Genomic DNA, 16,956 nt, shown 5'->3' on the forward strand with positions numbered 1-16,956 from the left:
GAAAAGGAGGGGAGCCCGGTCGGATGTGGTGTCGTCATCCGCGAAGGCTCCCCGTTGGTCAGCGCCGCAGCATCGCCGAATTCCGCTGCGATCAGAAGCTGAAGTTGATGCCGCCCTCGACCCGGCGATCCGAAAGGAACCAGCTGCGCACCTGGGTCGAATTACCCGGATATCCTGCCATCAGCGTCTTGGTGACAGCGTTGGTTAGGTTGGTCCCCTGCACGAACACCCGGAGCTTGGGGGTGATCGAGAAGGTGATTCCGGCGTCGAGCTGCCCGTAGGCGTCGGCATAGACGGGAAGCGAGGCGCGCACCGAGGTGCCGACCCCGTTCGCATCGAACGCCGTGTAGGTCGGCGTGGTGCCGTTGCCGTTGGTCGTCTGCAGATATTTGCTGCGCCAGGAGTAAGCGACGCGGATCGACAGCGGTTCGCGCTCGTACAGCAGCTGCGCGTTCAAATTGTGCTTGGACAGTCCGACGATCGGAATGCCCGTCATTTCCGCGCCGTTGATGTCGCGGGCGAGCGCGCTTGGCGACTTGCTGTCGATATAGGTGTAGTTCGCCTCGATGCCGAGACCGTTGAACGGCTCGGGCAGCATGTCGAAGAATTTGCGTCCGCCGATCTCGACGCCGGTGACGAACGATTTCTTGTCGGCATTGTACACCTCCTCCGCGCTGACCACGCTGTTGGCGGTGAAGGTGGTACCGTCCGGCCTCGTGATCGTCTGCGAGAACGGGCGCAGCGTGGTACCGTAGAGGATCTGATCGGTGAGGATCTTGCGGAATAGCGCAACGTGCGCGTTGAAGCTGTTCCCCTGATAATATTCGGCGCTCAGATCAAGGTTTAGCGACATGGTCGGCTTCAAAGCCGGATTGCCGGCGCTGGCAGTGAAACCGTTGAAGATCGGCGTGTAGTTCGTGGTTCCAGTGTTGTTCGCGTTCGGCGACGTCTGGACGGTGAGAATCTGGGTCGCGCGGAGCGAGTAGAAGTCTGGCAGTGACATGGTCTTGGTCACACCAAGGCGCACGACTATGTCGCTGGTCGGTCGCAAGCTGAGGTTGAAGGACGGCAGGAAGCGCGTGAACGAATTGCTCGCCGAGCGTGTGGACTCGCTTACGCCCGCTGCCACTGCGTTGTTGGGAACTCCGTCAGCCAGGTCCTGGTTGGCATCCGCTTGGCTGAAGTAGAAGGCCGGAAAGGTCACGACGTTGCGGCCGCTGCCATCGATATCGATGTCAACGACCCGGAGGCCGACATTGCCGTCGAACCGGATCGGACCTTCGCCGCCGAACCGGGCCTGGATATAGGCAGCCTTGTTGCGGAGGCGCGTCTGGATCAGCCCCGCACGATCCTGCTTCCCGATCGGATTCGGTCCGTTCGGATTGTCGGCGATGGTGTAGCCGTAAGCAGTCTGGATGTAGATCGGATCGAAGCTCTGCAGCATCGCCTGGCTGGGCACGAAGAAGCCGGTCGGAACCGTCACGTCGCCCTTGAAGAAGTTGCTGAAGCCGTCGAATTCGGCGTCCGACGCGGTGCCGTCGGCAAGCGTGCGCTGCGGCGAGCCGTTCCAGTCGCGCCCGAGCGGCGCCCAATAGGTGCCGATCTGATTGTCGCGCTCGCGCCGGTTGGCGTAACGCGCACCGACCTCGATCCGCCGCAGGAACTGGCTCTCGTCGCCGACCGACCAGGCGAGATCGAGATTGGCCGCGGTTTCCTTGGCGCGGTTGCGATCGGGATTGAAGGCGAAGCTCTGCCAGATGTAACGGGCGCGATCCTCAAAAGAGGTCGCCGGCGTCACCGTGAAGTCCGGCAATCCTCCGGAAGCGTCGAATGCGAAGGCCGATGCGGTCGAACCGACCGACGAGCTGAATGCGTTGGAATTGGAATAGGAGTCGACGAATTGCAGCGCGCCGCTGAGGCGGAGGTTGGGGGTCGCGTCCCAGGAGAATCCCTGGCTGAAATCGCGCGTCTCGTTCTCTTGGTTGGATGCGGTCGCTGAGCCGGTGATCGATCCCTGGGTGAAATTTGCCTGTCCCGACGGGACCAGCGTCGAGGCGCTGATCAGAACGCCGTTGCTGTCGTACCGCGCATCGCTTCCCGGCGTTGGGATCAGGCTCGCATCAGTGTTGCTCGGCACCACGAACACGCCGGTCTCCGTGCGATCGCTGCGATAATTGCTGATGAAGGTGGTGTGGAAGAAGCGCAGATTGTCGGCCGGCTCCCACTGAACGGCGCCGTAGAAGCCCTTGCGGCGGCGCTCGAAATTCTCCTGGCCGAAGTCGAAGCCGCCGGGGATGTAGCGCAGCTGGCCGCCGATATAACGGGGATAATAAGGCTCTGCACGCACGAACGAGCTTTGCGAACGCAGTTTGTTGAACGCGACGTCGATCAGCACGCCGATGCGGCCGATGCCCGTGTCCCAATTGTTGGCGATCAGCAGCGAGCCGCCGTACGAGGCCCTCTCCGACGCATCGCCGTAGCCGCCCTGCGCGGTGCCCGAAACGGTGAATTCCTTGAAGTCGAACGGCATCTTGGTGCGCAGGTCGACCGCGCCGCCGATTCCGCCCTCGATCCTGTCGGCGGTGCTCGCCTTGTAAACGTCGACTGCGGCCATCAGCTCCGGTGTGACCTCGCCCCAGCTGATGCCGCCGCCGCCGTTCGCACCGAATATCTCGCGGCCGTTCAGCGTGGCGAGGACGTTGGAGAGGCCGCGGACCTGGATGCCGGAACCTTCGACCGAGAAGCGGTCGGGATCGCCGAGCGAGGCGAAGCGGACGATCGAGACACCGGGGACGCGCTGCAGCACTTCGGTGATCGAATTGTCCGGCAGCTTGCCGGCATCGTCGGCGACGACCGAGTCGATGATCGTGTCGGAATTGCGCTTGCGGTCGGTGGCGTTCTGCAGCGCCTGGCGGCGGGCGGTGACGACGATCTCGTCCGTCGCGTCGGACACCGCCTGGTCGGCAGCCGTCTGATCCGCGGCGCTCTGGTCGGTGGCTGCTTGCCCGGCAACAAGCGGATCGCCAGCGGCCGCTTCCGACGTGTTCGCGGGCGTCCCGGCGGGTCCGACGGGGGCGGGGCCTTGCTGCGCCAGCGCCGGCGCGGCGACGCCCAGCGAGACCAAAGCCGCGGCCGACGTGCCTCCCATCAGGAGCTTGCGAATGTGCACAAAACCTCTCCGTACTTAAAATAATTATCTTATTTAATTCGATATGTCAGACATAAGCGGCATGTCAACGGTGTCATTCACGCGACTTGGAACCGGTTACACTGACGCCGCGGTAACTCGTCCGGGAGGCCGCCGCGGGTAAAAACATCCGCTGCCGGAACGTCGTAGAAGCCGTTCTCGGTGTGGGATACCTGTTCAGGTGGTTCGCCCGCGGTGGCGCGCTCCGGGCAGCCGCACGAAGATGTTCGAAACGTCTTCCTTGGCTGCTAAGATGATCGGATGATCGACAGACGAACTTTTCTGATGGGCGCCGGTGCTGGCTTCACCCTCTTCGGTTGCGATTTCAGGGCCGATACCGCGCTGGCCGCGCCACGCGCCCTGCCGGCCTCCCCAAGGGCCGCGTTGCTGATCGCCGCAGCGCGTCGGCAGGTCGGCACGACGATCCGCTACGATTCCGGTTATGCGCGGATTCCGTTCCCGAACGGAGACGTGCCGCGAGAGCGGGGTGTCTGCACCGACGTGTTGATCCGCGCCTATCGCGACGCGTTCGGCGCCGATCTCCAGGCTCTGGTCAATGCCGACATGCGGGCCGCCTTTGGCGCCTATCCGCGAAACTGGGGCCTGTCCGCGCCGGACCGCAACATCGACCATCGCCGAGTGCCAAACCTCGCCACCTGGTTCCGGCGCAGGCACGCCGCGTTGCCGGTGCCGTCCGAGGGTGCCGGCTGGCAGCCCGGCGACATCTTCACCTCGCGGGTCGGCGGCAACGCGCCCCATATCGGCATCGTCTCCGACCGTGCCGGCGCGCGCGGCCCGCTGATCATCCACAATGTGGGCGCCGGCGCCCGCGAGGAGGATGCGCTGCTTCAGTGGCCGATCACCGGCCGCTTTCGCTGGTCCGTCTGATCGCCGTTCCGGAGACACGGTGTCTCCGGAACGGCGCTACCTCGTCAGCGCGCTCTGGCGCGCGACTTGCGCTGTTCGCGAAAGATCTCCGCTTCACGCGGACGGTAGGGCGTGCCGTCAGGCTTCAGGAGGTCGTGGAACCAGGCGACCGGCTGCTGCAGCGTGTAGGGCCGCTCCCAGCTGTCCCACGGCAGATGGGTCTGGGATTCGCCCTGGACGAAGCCCCAGTTGATCATGCCGACATTTTCGCGCCGCGCGATCGGAAGGATCGTGTCGACCGTCGAGCCGGCGCTCCGCGCCATCCACTCGGTGCAGATGAGCGGGCGGCCATAAGGGCGAAGCTGGGCGATCCGCGCCTCGAAACTCTCCGGCCATTCGTAATTGTGGAAGGTGACGACGTCCGACTCCGCCAGCTGGATGCGCTGGATGGCCGTCAGCTGCGGCGCGCCCGGCGACCAGTCCGGCCCGATCCACACGCCGCTGGTCAATGGCTGGACGGGCTTCTGCGCCCGCGCCCAGGCGAAGACCTGCGGCAGCAATTGCTCGATGCGGGCATTTTCCTGCGCCAGCTGGTCGTCATTGTACATGCCGCCGCCGGGATTGTCGGGCTCGTTCCAGACATCCCAGGCGAGCACGCGCTTGTCCCTGGCGAAGGTGCCGACGATGTCCTCGACATAGCGGCGGAAGCCGGCATCCTGGGTGGGATCGATGAGGTCGCGCCGACCGGGGCTTTGTACCCAGCCGGAATTGTGAACCCCCGGGATCGGCTTGTGCTGCGGGCCGATCACCGGATCCGGATCCCAGCAGCTGTCGAACAGCACGAAGATGGGACGGATGCCATGCCGATCGGCGATGGTCAGGAATTCGCCGATCCGGCGCTTCAAGCCTTCCGGATCCTGCTCGTAGGCGAGATCGTGGAGGTAGACGCGCATGCTGTTCATGCCGAACTGCCTGGCCCAGCCGAGCTCCTTGTCGATCTCGGCGGGGTTCCAGGTCGCGGCCTGCCACATGTCGAGCTGGTTGATCGAACTCGCATTGGTGTAATTGGCGCCGGTAATCCACGGCTGGTCGGCATACCAGCGCCGCGCCTCGTCCTGGCTCCAGCGTGCCGGATTGCCGCGCACCGCATCGGCGGCGCTCACATAAAGCGCACTCGGCGCGGTCCGAGCCGGTGCAGCGGTCTGGGCGAAGGCGGGGAGGGAGGCGGCAAGCAGGCTGGCCGCGAGAAGGATCGGAAGACGAAGCGTCATCGGGAGAATTCCTTGCAGCGGGAAGGGCGGCGCTCAGCGCCCGCCGACGGTCGAGAAGCGGAACTGGATGGAGTTGCGGTAGGTCTGGCCTGGGTTCAGGCGCACCGATCCGAAGGCGGGCTGGTTGGGCGCGTCGGGGAACATCTGCGGCTCAAGCACGATCGCATCGCCCTGGCGGTAGAGGCGGCCGGATTTGCCGACGATGGTGCCGTCGAGGAAATTGCCCGAATAGAATTGGATGCCGGGCTGGTTCGAATAGACGTGCATGACCCGGCCGGAATTCGGCTCCTCGACCCGGGCGAGCAGGCGCGGTTCGCGGGAAAGGTCGCGGGCGACCACCCAATTGTGATCATAGCCCTTGCCGAACAGGATCTGCTCCTCGTTGGTGCGGACCCGTTCGCCGATCGGCTTGGGCCGGCGGAAGTCGAAGATCGTGCCTGCCACCGGGCGGACCTCGCCGGTCGGGATGAGGGTGGCGTTGACCGGCGTGAAATGGTCGGCGGGGATGGTGAGCAAATGGCCCATTGCGCCTTCCGGCGCACCTTCGCCGGCAAGGTTCCAGTAAGCGTGGTTGGAGAGGTTGACCACGGTCGGGCGATCGGTGGTCGCGCGATAGTCGACTCCGAGCATGTTGTTCTCGTCGAGCGTGTAGGTGGCGGTGACGGTGAGCGTGCCGGGATAGCCCTGGTCCATGTGCGGGCTGACATAGCGCAGGGTGACGCTGGCGGCGGCGCCGTCCTTGACCTCGACGACCTTCCAATTGACCTTGTCGAAGCCCTTGGTGCCGCCATGGAGCGCGTTGGGCCCGTCGTTGAGCGGCGTCTGGTAGCTCTTGCCGTCGAGCGTGAACTTGCCGCCCGCGATGCGGTTGGCGACCCGGCCGACAGTGGCGCCGAAGAATTCGCCCTTGGCGAGATAGCCTTCCATCGTCGGATAGCCGAGCGTCACGTCGGCCAGTTCCTCGTGCCGATCCGGCACCAGCAGCGACTGCAGCGCCGCGCCGTAGGTGATGATCCGCGCCTGCATGCCGGACCCGTTGGTCAGCGTGATCGCCTCCACCGCAGCCCCGTCCGGCATCTGACCGAACGGCGCCCGCGCGACGTTCGCCGCGTCAGCTGCCGCCGCCATGCCGACGGAAGCTCCAAGCAATCCTGTTGCCAGCAGCATCTTGTGCATGTCTTCCTCTCCCCTGTCCGGTAGTCCGGCTTTTCGTTGCGTGAATACGTATGATATATTGCACGGGTCAACCATCAGAAGCGCTGGTCCGGGGCTCCGGTTCCGGCGCCGCGCAGGAGAATTTGATGACGCGTCCTTTTCGGCTGCGCCTGCTCGCCGCCGCGGGCGCGATCGGCCTCGCCGCCCTCGGTTCAGGAATGGCCGCGGCCCCTGGTACGCCTCTGTTCGCACCGGTCTTCACTCGCGATTTCGCCGACCCGTTCATCCTCGCCGAGTCCGGCCAGTTCGTCGCCTACGCGACCAATGACGCAGAGGCGGGGATCAACGTCCAGGTCGCACTCTCCCCCGATCTGCGCAACTGGACGCTCGCGCCCAACCCGGCGAAGCCGTCGCGACCGCGCGACGCGCTCCCTGCGCTGCCTGCCTGGGCGAAGGAGGGCGCCACCTGGGCGCCCGAAGTGGCCAAGACCGATGCCGGCTACGTCCTCTATTTCACCGCGCGGCATCGCAAGAGCGGCCTGCAATGCGTCGGCGCCGCGGCGGCCGCCGATCCGCTCGGTCCGTTCGTCTCGTCGGCTTCGGATCCTTTGGTCTGCCAGTTCGCGCTCGGCGGGACGATCGACGCAAGCCCGTTCCGCGACGCGGACGGTGCTCTCTATCTCTACTTCAAGAATGACGGCAACAATCCCGCCGCCGACAAGCCCTCCGTGATCTGGGGGCAAAAGCTCGCACCGGACGGGCTGCGACTGGAAGGCGACGCGGTACCGCTGCTCAGGAACGACGCCGCGTGGGAGGGACGCGTGGTCGAAGCACCGACCATGGTGCGCCGTGCCGACGGTTACACAATGCTGTTTTCCGCGAGCGATTTCGGCTGGAACGAGCGACAGCGCCTGTCGTCCTACGCGATCGGCTATGCCGGCTGCGACGGGCCGCTCGGGCCCTGCCGCGACGCGGCCGACAATCCTCTGCTGTACAGCTTCAACAGTCGTGACGCGGGGTGTCTGAGCGGTCCTGGCCATCAGGCCGTGTTCGAGGCTGCCGGTCGCATGTTCACCGCCTTCCACGCCTGGGCGGCGACGCCCGGCTGCCGAAAGCTCGACGACAAGCGGCAGATGTATATCGCCCCGCTCGGCTGGAAGGCCGGCAAGCCGTTGATCGGCGGGAGCCTGAAGCCGGGCTCTGCGGGATAAGCACGACGTCCGGTCACTTCGGCCTCCCTGATGGAGGCCGGCGCCAAGGCGCGGACCTCCAAGAAGCGCTTGGCGAAATCGGTCAGAAGCGGAAGCGCACGCCTCCGGATACGACCGACTCTTCGAAGCGGTACACGAGGGGGAAGACTTCGTTTTCGCCGTTCATCACGCCGGCGCGGTAATTGACCCGGACGATGTCAGACCTGAACGGGTTCCTGAGGATGTTCGTCCAGTCGAGGAAGACGGTGAGATTGTCGTTGAAGGCGTAGCTGCTCGACCAGTCGAGGCGTGAGGTCGGCCGCACGCTGCCCTGGAGCGTGTACGGATCGCCGCTGTTATTGTCTCGCTGATCAAGATCACCCTCGGGATACCGGCTGCGCAGATTGTAGGAGAGCCGCGCCGAGAAGCCGCCGCCTTCGTACATTCCGACGAGATTGTAGGTCCATTTGGAAACGTCGGGGATGCGCAGGCGCTGCGTGACCTCGTTGGTCGGGTTCGCAGCCGTCGGCGCATCCTGGAAGAGGGTGAAATCGGCCTTGGCATCGATATAGGTGACATTTGCCTGCGCGCCGAAGCCATGCGCCCATTGCGGAACGAAATCGAAGTCGAAGAAGGTGCTGACCTGCGCCTCGAAGCCGTCGATCCGAGCCTTGCGGGTGTTTACCGGGCCCGTGATCAGCAAAGGCTGGCCGGTTACCGGATCCGGATCGGGATATTCGAACGTCGTGTCGGTGATGAAGCCACGCATGTCACGCCGGAACACGGCAAGCGAGGCGAAGCCGGCGCGGGCGAAATAATATTCTAGGCTGGCATCATAATTGTTGGAGGTGAGCGGCTTCAGGAAAGGATTGCCGCCGGTGCCCCGCCGGACGCAATCCGATGCCCCCGGCGAGCAGGGGGTGGGCGAGGCGAGGTTCAAGGCCGGGTTCAATTGCTCGAACGTCGGCCGCGTGCGCGTCTGCGTGGCGGCGAACCGAAGCTGGAACTCGGGCGTGAACTGCGCGCGGAAGCTGATGTTCGGCAGCCAGTCGGTGTAATTGTTGTCGAACTCGACAGGCGTGGGCGCTGTGCCCGGAGCGGTCACCGTTCCCCGGATGCGCTCCTTGGTCTTGACCGCACGGACCCCGAGGTTGCCGTCGACCGGGAAGCCCACGTCGAAGCGGAACCCGAGTTGCGCATAGGCCGCATAGGATTTCTCGTTGATGTCAAAGCCGCGTGTTGGATCGCGTTCGGGATCGTCCACGGTATTTGACCTGGACGCAGTGCCCTGGCTGATGTTGAACTGGCGCAGTTCGACCAGATTTTTGCGGATGCTGTTATAAGTCGGCGCGAGCCATGTGCGGGGGAATGGCTTGTCGTTATCCCCCCGGAAAGCAGACTGGAACAGCCGGTAATCCAGCGGTACGGCCGAGAGCGGTATCGGTGCGTGACCACCGCAGCATGCACGCGCGGTAAAGTTCCAGTAACGGTCACCGCGCTCAGACGTGGCGTTGCGATCGACGTAGCGCACGCCCCATTCGATCTTGGGAAGGAATTCGAAGCCAGGCTCATATTCGAAGTCGAGACGGGCCTGCCAGTCCTTGCCCTTGGCGGTGAGGTAATCCTCATAGAAGCCGCGATAATTGTAGATCGCCGGATTGGCGGGATCAATGCCGCTGACCTGCAGGGTCGGCCCCGGACCGCCGGGAGAACCGATGACGTAATCGACCGTGTAATTGTTGGTGTTGATTTCGTAGTCGACGCTCTCGGTCTCAAGATTAAATGTGCTGTCGGTGCGCGCGAGATCGCCGCTGATGCGCAGCGGTCCGGCATCGTAGCTGCCGCCGACCGCGAACTGGTAGGTGTCGGTCTTGCGATAGGTGCCGCCCTGGAAACCCCAGGTCTCGCCCGGCGCGCCCGGGTTGACGACGGTGCCGCTTTCGACCGCATTGGTGCCGTCGCGGAACACGACATTGCTGTGGGTGCCTCCCCACAAAGGCTGCGCCCACATCCGGTCTTCGGCCTCTTCGCGATAGCCCTGCCAAAGTCCTTCAGCGTAAAATTCGAGCCCCGGCGAGGGCCGCCACTGAAGCGCGCCATTAATCGACGGCCGCCGGCGGGTCGCTTCGTTGTAGCGGATCTCCGGCCAATCGGGCGCGCGTCCGCCGGCGAGATTGGCGATGAAGAAGCCGTGGCGCCGGATCGAATCCTGATAATGAAGCTGGGTATAGGAAAGGTTGATCAGGGCGCCGATCTCACCAATTCCGGTATCCCAGCGGTTGGCGATCAACAGATTGGCGTTTGGGCTGAAATCCCGCGACTGATTAGGATAGACGCCCCACACGGAGCCGGCGATTTCCAGGCCCTTGAAGTCGAACGGACGCCGAGAGCGGACGTTGATCAGCCCGGCAAGTCCCGGCTCGACGAGATTGGCCGAGGACGTCTTGAACGCTTCCACCGCGGCGATCGCGCCGGCCGGGAAGTCCTGGAGCGCAACCGAGCGAGTCTCCGCGGTGAAGATCTCGCGGCCATTATAAGTCGTGGTGTAATAATCGCGGTCGAGGCCCCGGACGAGCACCCGGGTGGCTTCGCCGCCGGACCGTTCCACCTGGATACCGGGAATGCGCGCGGCGGTGTCCGACACGGCGATGTCCGGGAGCTTGCCGATATCCTCGGCCACGATCGCATCGATCTGCTGTTCCGAATTCCGCTTGAGATTCTGCGCCGACTGCAGGCTGCGGCGCAGACCCGTCACGACGATGCCCTGTTCCGCGTCTTGTCCTCCCGTCTCGACGGCGCCGTCGGTCTGGACCGATCCCGCTTCCGCATCAGCGGGGCTCTCCTGTGCCTGCACCGCCGGATCGGGCGGCGTCGCGCTTTGGCCCTGCGCGAAGGACGGCGCGGCGGCCAAGGTCAGGATTGCGAGCGACGTCGAGCAAAGGGCGCATGTCTTCAAGCGCATCTTCAGGCCTCCCCAGGCTGTTCTTTTTTTCAGTCCATCTACCGGGACCGTTACGCCATCGCAGGAAACTGCACCTTGGTTCCATGCCGGACAATACATTTATCAGATTTATGGTGAGTGTGGCAGGGATGCCGCACTCGAGATTAGCCTAAGAGACGTTGACGAAGCCTGCGGATCAGGTGAGCCGCACCGGATCTCGGAGGCCTGAGATCATCTTACGCAGACGCGGATCGTCCGCTTGGCAGCCGTAAACGCCATCGTACATCTCGCGCAGCCACGTCTCGAACTGCGCGCGCTCGACGTGATCGTCCGGAACCTGGTCGACGAGCAGGTCGAGGCGGGGCGGGGCTCCGGACCCGGGCAGCGGCAGGATGAAATCCAGGTCGGCCACCCGTCGGCATCCCAGCCGCCGGTAGAACAAGATGCGGCGCGCCCGCAGCGGCCGGTCAGCACAGTCTTCGCGATCGGACTCAACCTCGACGATCAGCGGCCGGTCGCCGGCGGCGCGCCGCGCTTGCGCATAGAGATGTGCGCCAAGTCCGCGCCCGCGAAGGCGGGCTTCGGTCGCGAGATATTCGAGCAGGGCGATCCGCGCGCCGACATAAAGCAGAAAGAAGCCCTCGACGCTCCCGCCGCGGCAGGCGATCACGACACGATGCTTGGGGGATGCGATCATCGCGCGCACCGCCGCAATGCTCTTGCGCTCCCGTTCGGGGATGGCGGCTTCGTAGAGCGCGATCATCGCGTCGAACCGGGAGTCCCCGGGGTCGCGAATTTCGACGAAGGAGGGAGCTTCGAGGATTGCGTCCATGCGGGCCTCCATCGGCACTCGCCCGACTCTGCGCAAGAGCCACGCGGTGTCGCGCGCTTGCCGCCGCACGCGCCGGCGGCCTACAGGTCCTTTGTCTCCAGATCAGGGTGCACGATGCTCAAACCGTCCGTTCTTCTCCTTGCCGGCTTTGCCTTCCTTCCCGCCGCTGCGGCGGCCGCCAACGTCGCCAAGGTGGTGCAGCACGCCGCCTACAAGACGTCGGTCGCGACCCTCGACCGCGAGCATGATCGAATCGTCCAGGACATCGTCACCCTGACCGAGATCCCGGCGCCGCCCTTCGAGGAAAAAGCGCGGGCGGCGGCCTATCTCGACATGCTGCGCGCCGCCGGTCTGGCCGACGTCGAAATGGACGAGGAGGGCAATGTCATGGGCCTTTGGCGCGGCAGCGCACCGGCGGGCGGACCGGTGGTCGCGATCGCCGCCCATCTCGACACGGTGTTTCCAGCCGGCACCCCGATCAAGGTGAAGCGCGAGGGCAATCGCCTAAGCGCCCCCGGCATCGGGGACGACACGCGCAGCCTCGCCGTCCTGCTCGGCTATGTCCGCGCGATGCGCGCGGCGGGGGTGCGGACCGGCCGGGACATTCTGTTCGTCGGCAATGTCGGCGAGGAGGGCCCCGGCGATCTCCGCGGCGTGCGCTACCTGTTCGGCAAAGGCCGCTACAAGGATCGGATCAAGACCTTCCTGTCGATGGACGGCACCGACGGTAAGCGCATCGTCAATGCCGGCGTGGGCTCGCGCCGCTACCGCGTGACCTTCAAGGGCCCGGGCGGCCACAGCTACGGCACGTTCGGCCTCGTCAATCCGATGACTGCGATGAGCCAGACAGTCGTCGATCTCTACAAGATCGATCCTCCCAAATCGCCCAAGACCACTTATGCGGCGAGCGTCACCGGCGGCGGAACCTCGGTCAATTCGATCCCCGACCAGGCCTTCATGGAATTCGATATGCGCTCGGTCAGCGCCGAGGCGCTTGCGACGCTCGAGAAGAGCTTCCTCGGCATCGTCGCCGCGGCGGTCGCCGGCGAGAACAAGGCACGCTCGACTCGCGAGGGTCCGGTCGTCGCCGACCCCAAGCTGATCGGCGATCGTCCCGCCGGCGGCACGGCCGAGAGCTCCGATCTCGTCAAGATCGCGCGCCAGGCGGTTGCGGCGCACGGCCTGACGCCGGAGCTCACCGCCTCGTCGACCGATTCCAATCTGCCGATGAGCCTCGGCATTCCCGCGATCACCATCGGCTCCGGCGGCAGCGGCGGCCGCGCCCATTCGCTCGACGAGTGGATCGACGTGGAGAAGGGTGCGAGCCTCAAGGGAATGTTGCCGGGGCTGACGATGCTGCTGGCCTTGGCCGACCTGCGGTAAAGGCGCGGCCGGGCCGCTCCGTCCAGCCCCGCCACCTCGGCCCGGCGGCATAGCCGACCGCCAGCGCGGTGCCGAGACAGGCGGCCATGATGCCAACCCACAGGCTGTCGAACAGCATCAGCCCCCAGACGATCGGCGCAGGCTGGCCAAAGGCGGCAACGTGATTGCCGGTGTGCAGGGCCTGGGCGGGCACGAACACGAGCGCAGCGAGGAAGGTCATCAGCAGGGCGGTCGGCCAGCGCACGGTAAACGCGCCGCGCAGGCTGTTGGTGCGATCGTCGAGCAGCGCGCCGACGATGTAGACGAGCAGGCCGGCCTGGATCAGCCCGGACACTAGGGCGAGCGCAATGTCGATCTCCGGAGGCTCGATCATTGACTTCAAACGATCGAACGGAAGTTCTGCAACGAGGGTGAGGCCGATTGCGAAACCAAGGCGGAGGAGATTGCCGCCGCCGATCAGCAAGGCCTCGCGAACCGATCCAAGCGCCTGGAAGCGGGCGACGAGCAGGATTGCGAGCACGAAGCCGGCGATCTTCGGATAGGCGAAGGCCCAACGGAGCGGGTCGTCGCCTGCGGCGCGGAACGCTGCCCGAGAGTCGTACATGCCGAGATGCACTTCGGCCGCATGCTGGGCGAATTCCGGCAAGATCGCGATCGCCATCAGCGCGGGGGCCGCCGGCACGGTCCGGAGGCCGAGCCTCAGCGTGGCGACCGCCGACCAGAAAGTGCCGGTGAGTGCGCTTCCCAGCCGCGACTGTGATCGTGGCCTGGGTCGGCCGATCACGGTCTCCATCATTCTTCCCCTCCCTCTACCCAGTTCAGAACGTCGCCGGGCTGGCAATCGAGCACACGGCAGATCGCATCCAGCGTCGAGAAGCGAATCGCCTTTGCCTTTCCGGTCTTGAGGATCGACAGATTGGCCGGCGTGATTTCGACTCGCTCCGAAAGCTCGGTCAGAGTCATGCGGCGGGCGTGAAGCAGATCGTCGAGCTTGACCACGATCGCCATCAGACGGTCCCCGCCAGCTCTTCGCGCATCCGCGTGCCGTGATCGAACACGCGGGCGAGCACGAACAGCAGGATCACGGCGAGCCAGCCGGTCAGCGAGAAGGTCCAGCCAAAGGGCTCCTCCGCGATCGCGCTCGCAAATCCGAACCCGACATCGAGCAGCTGCAGGGCAAGCAGAGTCCAGGCGATGGTCTTCAGATGGCCGGCATTGTCGGCGACGAACGGATCGCCGGCCTGAACCGTCCCGACGATCGCCTTCAGCCGGATGAGGAGCACATGCGCAAAGGGCACGCTCAGCAGGCCGATGGTCATCACCAGTCGCACGCTCGCGAGCAGCGCGGCGGGAGAGACATCTGCGCCGCTTTGCTGAATCTTCGTCTGAACGATGTCCGCATAGCTGCCCACCAGCAGCAGCAGGAAGAACCCTGCTGCAACCAGGTTGAGGATGATCAGCACGCGCAAGAGGGTGATGACGGCTTTCATCGCACGCGATTCCGAAACGACCACTACTCTAGCTCCTTACCGAATATCGATGCCTTCTATATCGAAAATCAATATCGAACAAGCTGTTTATCAATATTGTCATGCGTCGACCTCATATCCACAGCCGGAGCTTGCCACGAATTGTACTGTGTGACATACACTATGCGGCACATATGATGTGGAGCACGGCATTTGCCGAACGACGACGATCTGTTCGAGAAATTGCGGATCGAGCTTCGGCGCGGGTCGCTGATCCTCGCAGTGCTCGGTGCGCTGCGGGTCGAGCGCTATGGCTACACATTGCGCGCGTCACTCGAGGAAGCCGGCCTCCCGATCGAGGAAGGGGCACTCTACCCGCTGCTGCGGCGGCTTGAGGCCCAAGGCCTGCTGACCAGCGAATGGCGCGAGGAGGGCAAGCGCAACAAGCGGTTCTACCGGCTCTCCGCCGACGGGACGCGAGTGCTCGGCCAGCTTCTCGAAGAATGGAATTCTATTTCCGACTCGATCCTTCGTCTTACCGAAAGGAAGCAGTGATGGACCTCCTGGAGCGCTATCTCGCGGCCATTCGCCGCAATCTCCCGCAGGGGAAGGCCGACGACATCGTCGCCGAGCTCGCCGACGATCTTCACAGCCGGCGGGAGGAACGCGAGGACCGGCTCGGCCGCGGGCTGACGGAGGACGAAACCAGCGTCATGCTGCGTGATTTCGGGCATCCCCTCGTGATCGCCGCGCGCTATCGTCCGCATCAATACCTGATCGGCCCGCAGACTTACCCCTTCTACATGTTCACGATGAAAATCGTGCTCGCGGTCGGCGCGTCATTGCTAACCGGGCTGAGCCTGATCGGCCTGGTGTTAGGCGATCGCACCGCCTTCCAAACGCTGGCGCGGGCCAGCGACGATCTCTGGTCGTTCTTCTTTCTTGCCGTAACACTGGTGACGATCGTGTTCGCGGTGCTGGAACGCAATCACTTCCCCGCGGACCATCTGCGCCGCTGGACTCCGAAGCAGCTGCCCGACGTGTTCGACCGGCCGAAAAGCCAATGGGAGGCGGCCCTGGAAGTCGGGTTCGGCATTGCCTTCCTGCTGTGGTGGACCGGCTTCGTCGGCTTTCCTGATTTCGGGATGCACGATCAGGTGCGCATCGTTTCTGCGCCGATCTGGACGGATTTCCATCTGCCGATCCTGCTCCTTGCCGTCGCGCAGCTCGCGCTCGCGCTCCTCACTTTGGTCCGGCCGCGCTGGAAGACCGCCCGCGCGATCCTCACGATCGCACTCTCGATCGCCGCGCTCGCAATCATCGCCGGGCTCTACCGCGCTGGAAGCTGGGTGATTGTGACGCCCGCCAGCGTCGATGCCCGAGAGGCGACGGCGATCGCCGACTCCCTCGATCTCGCCGTCCGCATCGCGCTGATCGTCGTCGCAGTGATGATGGTGCTGCAGGCGCTTGGCGAGCTGTGGAAGCTGCTCCGACCCAAGCTGGCCGCAGCCGGCATCTGATCGTTCAGGAACGGGGTCGCAACGGTCGCGCTGCGACCCCGGTCTTGGTCATCACGACTGGGCGGATCGTTCCGTCCACCTCGAAGGTCAGCGGCTCGATCGCGAGTTCGCGGTGATTGCCGTCGTTCGTGTCGAGCGGCCTGCGATGGTAGGCGATGTACCAAAGGTCGCTGCCGGGGATGTTGATCACGCTGTGATGGCCGGCGCCGCGGGCGACCTTCTCGTCCTGCTGGAGGATCTTGCCGATGCGCTTGAACGGCCCGAACGGCGACGGACCCATCGCATAGGCGACCGAATAGTCCGGGCCCGTCCATTCACCCTCTGACCACATCAGATAATAGACCCCGTTCCGCTTCACCATGAACGAGCCTTCGACATAGTTCGGATCCGGGGTGATCTCCTTGTAGGTTTCGCCGTCGGGGAAGGGCACGATACTCAGCAGGTCCGGTGCGAGCTTGACCACGTTGCAATGCTTCCAGCCGCCGTAATAAAGATAGTGGCTGCCGTCGTCGTCGCGGAAGACCATCTGGTCGATCGGCTGGGCGCCGTTGCGGATCTTGCCGATCAGCGGCCGCCCGAGGGCATCCTCGAACGGACCTTCCGGGCGATCGCTCACCGCCACGCCGATGCCGCCGAGCTGCGCGTCGGACTTGATGTCGTTGGCGCCGAAGAACAGATAGTAGCGGCCGTTGTGGCGGATCGCCGACGGCGCCCACAGCGCGTAAGCCGCCCATGTCACCCGCTCGACGTCGAGTGCCCGGGGATGCTTGGTCCAGTGAACGAGATCGGGCGACGAGAAGACGTCGAAGAAGGTCTGCTTGAGGAACGGCGCCCAGATGTGCGGCGCCTGCCTTTGTTTCTTCTGGGCCGGGCTGAGCCGCGAGGGCTTTGCCGGCACGGCCGCGTCGGCGGAGTAGGTCGGATAGATCCAGTAGCGCCCGTCGAAGATATGGATCTCGGGATCGGCATACCAGCCGGGCACGATCGGATTCTCGGCCCGCGCGCCGCCGCAAACGAGCGCCGCCGCGATCACCGCTCCGCCGAACCCGCCCCGCTTCGATCCCATGGCCCTTGCATCTCCCAGCCTTTGCCGTCGCAGCGCAGCGTCTGCTGATATCCGCGCTCCGGTCAAGACCTGACC

The 16,956-nt window shown here is 64.7% G+C and carries 14 protein-coding genes; 5 read left to right on the top strand and 9 right to left on the bottom strand.

The features are described 5' to 3' along the window. Positions 1–91: 91 nt before the first annotated feature. The gene (locus C7I55_RS11425; protein ID WP_106513026.1) at positions 92–3,169 is read right to left on the bottom strand and encodes a TonB-dependent receptor; all 3,078 of its coding nucleotides are present in this window, start codon (positions 3,167–3,169) and stop codon (positions 92–94) included. Positions 3,170–3,448: 279 nt separating this feature from the next. Between C7I55_RS11425 and C7I55_RS11430 the strand changes: the two genes are divergently transcribed. Continuing rightward, positions 3,449–4,075 (top strand): DUF1287 domain-containing protein, encoded by a 627-nt coding sequence (locus tag C7I55_RS11430; protein WP_106513027.1) that lies wholly within the window; start codon positions 3,449–3,451, stop codon positions 4,073–4,075. 44 nt (positions 4,076–4,119) lie between these two features. Here C7I55_RS11430 and C7I55_RS11435 read toward each other — a convergent pair whose 3' ends face one another. Further along, a complete protein-coding gene (locus tag C7I55_RS11435; RefSeq protein ID WP_233222161.1) occupies positions 4,120–5,325 on the bottom strand; it encodes a glycoside hydrolase 5 family protein in 1,206 nt (401 codons plus the stop codon). Positions 5,326–5,358: 33 nt separating this feature from the next. Continuing rightward, positions 5,359–6,501: an aldose epimerase family protein gene (locus C7I55_RS11440; protein ID WP_408640599.1), complete on the bottom strand. Its 1,143-nt coding sequence runs from the start codon at positions 6,499–6,501 to the stop codon at positions 5,359–5,361. Between the two features lie 125 nt (positions 6,502–6,626). Between C7I55_RS11440 and C7I55_RS11445 the strand changes: the two genes are divergently transcribed. After that, positions 6,627–7,691 carry a glycoside hydrolase family 43 protein gene (locus C7I55_RS11445; protein ID WP_106513028.1) on the top strand — a complete coding sequence of 355 codons (1,065 nt, stop codon included), beginning with the start codon at positions 6,627–6,629 and terminating at the stop codon, positions 7,689–7,691. Positions 7,692–7,773: 82 nt separating this feature from the next. Here C7I55_RS11445 and C7I55_RS11450 read toward each other — a convergent pair whose 3' ends face one another. Together C7I55_RS11450 and C7I55_RS11455 are read right to left on the bottom strand one after the other, a co-directional pair. After that, positions 7,774–10,632: a TonB-dependent receptor gene (locus C7I55_RS11450; protein ID WP_158266388.1), complete on the bottom strand. Its 2,859-nt coding sequence runs from the start codon at positions 10,630–10,632 to the stop codon at positions 7,774–7,776. Between the two features lie 175 nt (positions 10,633–10,807). Further along, positions 10,808–11,443 (bottom strand): GNAT family N-acetyltransferase, encoded by a 636-nt coding sequence (locus C7I55_RS11455; protein ID WP_106513030.1) that lies wholly within the window; start codon positions 11,441–11,443, stop codon positions 10,808–10,810. 114 nt (positions 11,444–11,557) lie between these two features. Between C7I55_RS11455 and C7I55_RS11460 the strand changes: the two genes are divergently transcribed. Beyond that, complete coding sequence (locus C7I55_RS11460) at positions 11,558–12,826, top strand: M20/M25/M40 family metallo-hydrolase (RefSeq protein WP_106513031.1); 1,269 nt, start codon at positions 11,558–11,560, stop codon at positions 12,824–12,826. On the opposite strand, the gene C7I55_RS11465 is transcribed toward C7I55_RS11460, so the two are convergent. Genes C7I55_RS11465 through C7I55_RS11475 form a run of 3 tightly spaced genes read right to left on the bottom strand, consistent with a single transcriptional unit; the run spans position 12,771 to position 14,340 of the window. Then, entirely contained in the window at positions 12,771–13,622 is an 852-nt protein-coding gene (locus tag C7I55_RS11465) for a hypothetical protein (protein ID WP_106513032.1), read from the bottom strand. The two genes, C7I55_RS11460 and C7I55_RS11465, sit on opposite strands and share 56 nt — an antisense overlap. Next, positions 13,619–13,834, bottom strand: coding sequence for a helix-turn-helix domain-containing protein (locus tag C7I55_RS11470; RefSeq protein WP_106513033.1), 216 nt, complete (start codon positions 13,832–13,834; stop codon positions 13,619–13,621). Before C7I55_RS11470 ends, C7I55_RS11465 begins: the two co-directional genes overlap by 4 nt. After that, complete coding sequence (locus tag C7I55_RS11475) at positions 13,834–14,340, bottom strand: DUF2975 domain-containing protein (RefSeq protein ID WP_106513034.1); 507 nt, start codon at positions 14,338–14,340, stop codon at positions 13,834–13,836. Before C7I55_RS11475 ends, C7I55_RS11470 begins: the two co-directional genes overlap by 1 nt. Positions 14,341–14,508: 168 nt before the next feature. Between C7I55_RS11475 and C7I55_RS11480 the strand changes: the two genes are divergently transcribed. After that, positions 14,509–14,850, top strand: coding sequence for a PadR family transcriptional regulator (locus C7I55_RS11480; protein WP_106513035.1), 342 nt, complete (start codon positions 14,509–14,511; stop codon positions 14,848–14,850). Next, positions 14,850–15,815 carry a hypothetical protein gene (locus C7I55_RS11485; RefSeq protein WP_106513036.1) on the top strand — a complete coding sequence of 322 codons (966 nt, stop codon included), beginning with the start codon at positions 14,850–14,852 and terminating at the stop codon, positions 15,813–15,815. The genes C7I55_RS11480 and C7I55_RS11485 overlap by 1 nt, the downstream gene beginning before the upstream one ends. Positions 15,816–15,819: 4 nt before the next feature. On the opposite strand, the gene C7I55_RS11490 is transcribed toward C7I55_RS11485, so the two are convergent. Beyond that, the gene (locus C7I55_RS11490; RefSeq protein WP_106513037.1) at positions 15,820–16,881 is read right to left on the bottom strand and encodes a glycoside hydrolase family 43 protein; all 1,062 of its coding nucleotides are present in this window, start codon (positions 16,879–16,881) and stop codon (positions 15,820–15,822) included. Positions 16,882–16,956: the final 75 nt, after the last annotated feature.

Origin of the sequence: Allosphingosinicella deserti, assembly GCF_003012735.1 — a bacterium.
Taxonomy (GTDB): Bacteria; Pseudomonadota; Alphaproteobacteria; order Sphingomonadales; family Sphingomonadaceae; genus Allosphingosinicella; species Allosphingosinicella deserti.

Coding starts and splice junctions, on each gene's coding strand:
- C7I55_RS11460 (WP_106513031.1), top strand. CDS start 11,558: ATGCTCAAACCGTCCGTTCTTCTCCTTGCCGGCTTTGCCTTCCTTCCC.
- C7I55_RS11470 (WP_106513033.1), bottom strand. CDS start 13,834: ATGGCGATCGTGGTCAAGCTCGACGATCTGCTTCACGCCCGCCGCATG.
- C7I55_RS11430 (WP_106513027.1), top strand. CDS start 3,449: ATGATCGACAGACGAACTTTTCTGATGGGCGCCGGTGCTGGCTTCACC.
- C7I55_RS11465 (WP_106513032.1), bottom strand. CDS start 13,622: ATGATGGAGACCGTGATCGGCCGACCCAGGCCACGATCACAGTCGCGG.
- C7I55_RS11445 (WP_106513028.1), top strand. CDS start 6,627: ATGACGCGTCCTTTTCGGCTGCGCCTGCTCGCCGCCGCGGGCGCGATC.
- C7I55_RS11455 (WP_106513030.1), bottom strand. CDS start 11,443: ATGGACGCAATCCTCGAAGCTCCCTCCTTCGTCGAAATTCGCGACCCC.
- C7I55_RS11490 (WP_106513037.1), bottom strand. CDS start 16,881: ATGGGATCGAAGCGGGGCGGGTTCGGCGGAGCGGTGATCGCGGCGGCG.
- C7I55_RS11485 (WP_106513036.1), top strand. CDS start 14,850: ATGGACCTCCTGGAGCGCTATCTCGCGGCCATTCGCCGCAATCTCCCG.
- C7I55_RS11450 (WP_158266388.1), bottom strand. CDS start 10,632: ATGCGCTTGAAGACATGCGCCCTTTGCTCGACGTCGCTCGCAATCCTG.
- C7I55_RS11435 (WP_233222161.1), bottom strand. CDS start 5,325: ATGACGCTTCGTCTTCCGATCCTTCTCGCGGCCAGCCTGCTTGCCGCC.
- C7I55_RS11440 (WP_408640599.1), bottom strand. CDS start 6,501: ATGCACAAGATGCTGCTGGCAACAGGATTGCTTGGAGCTTCCGTCGGC.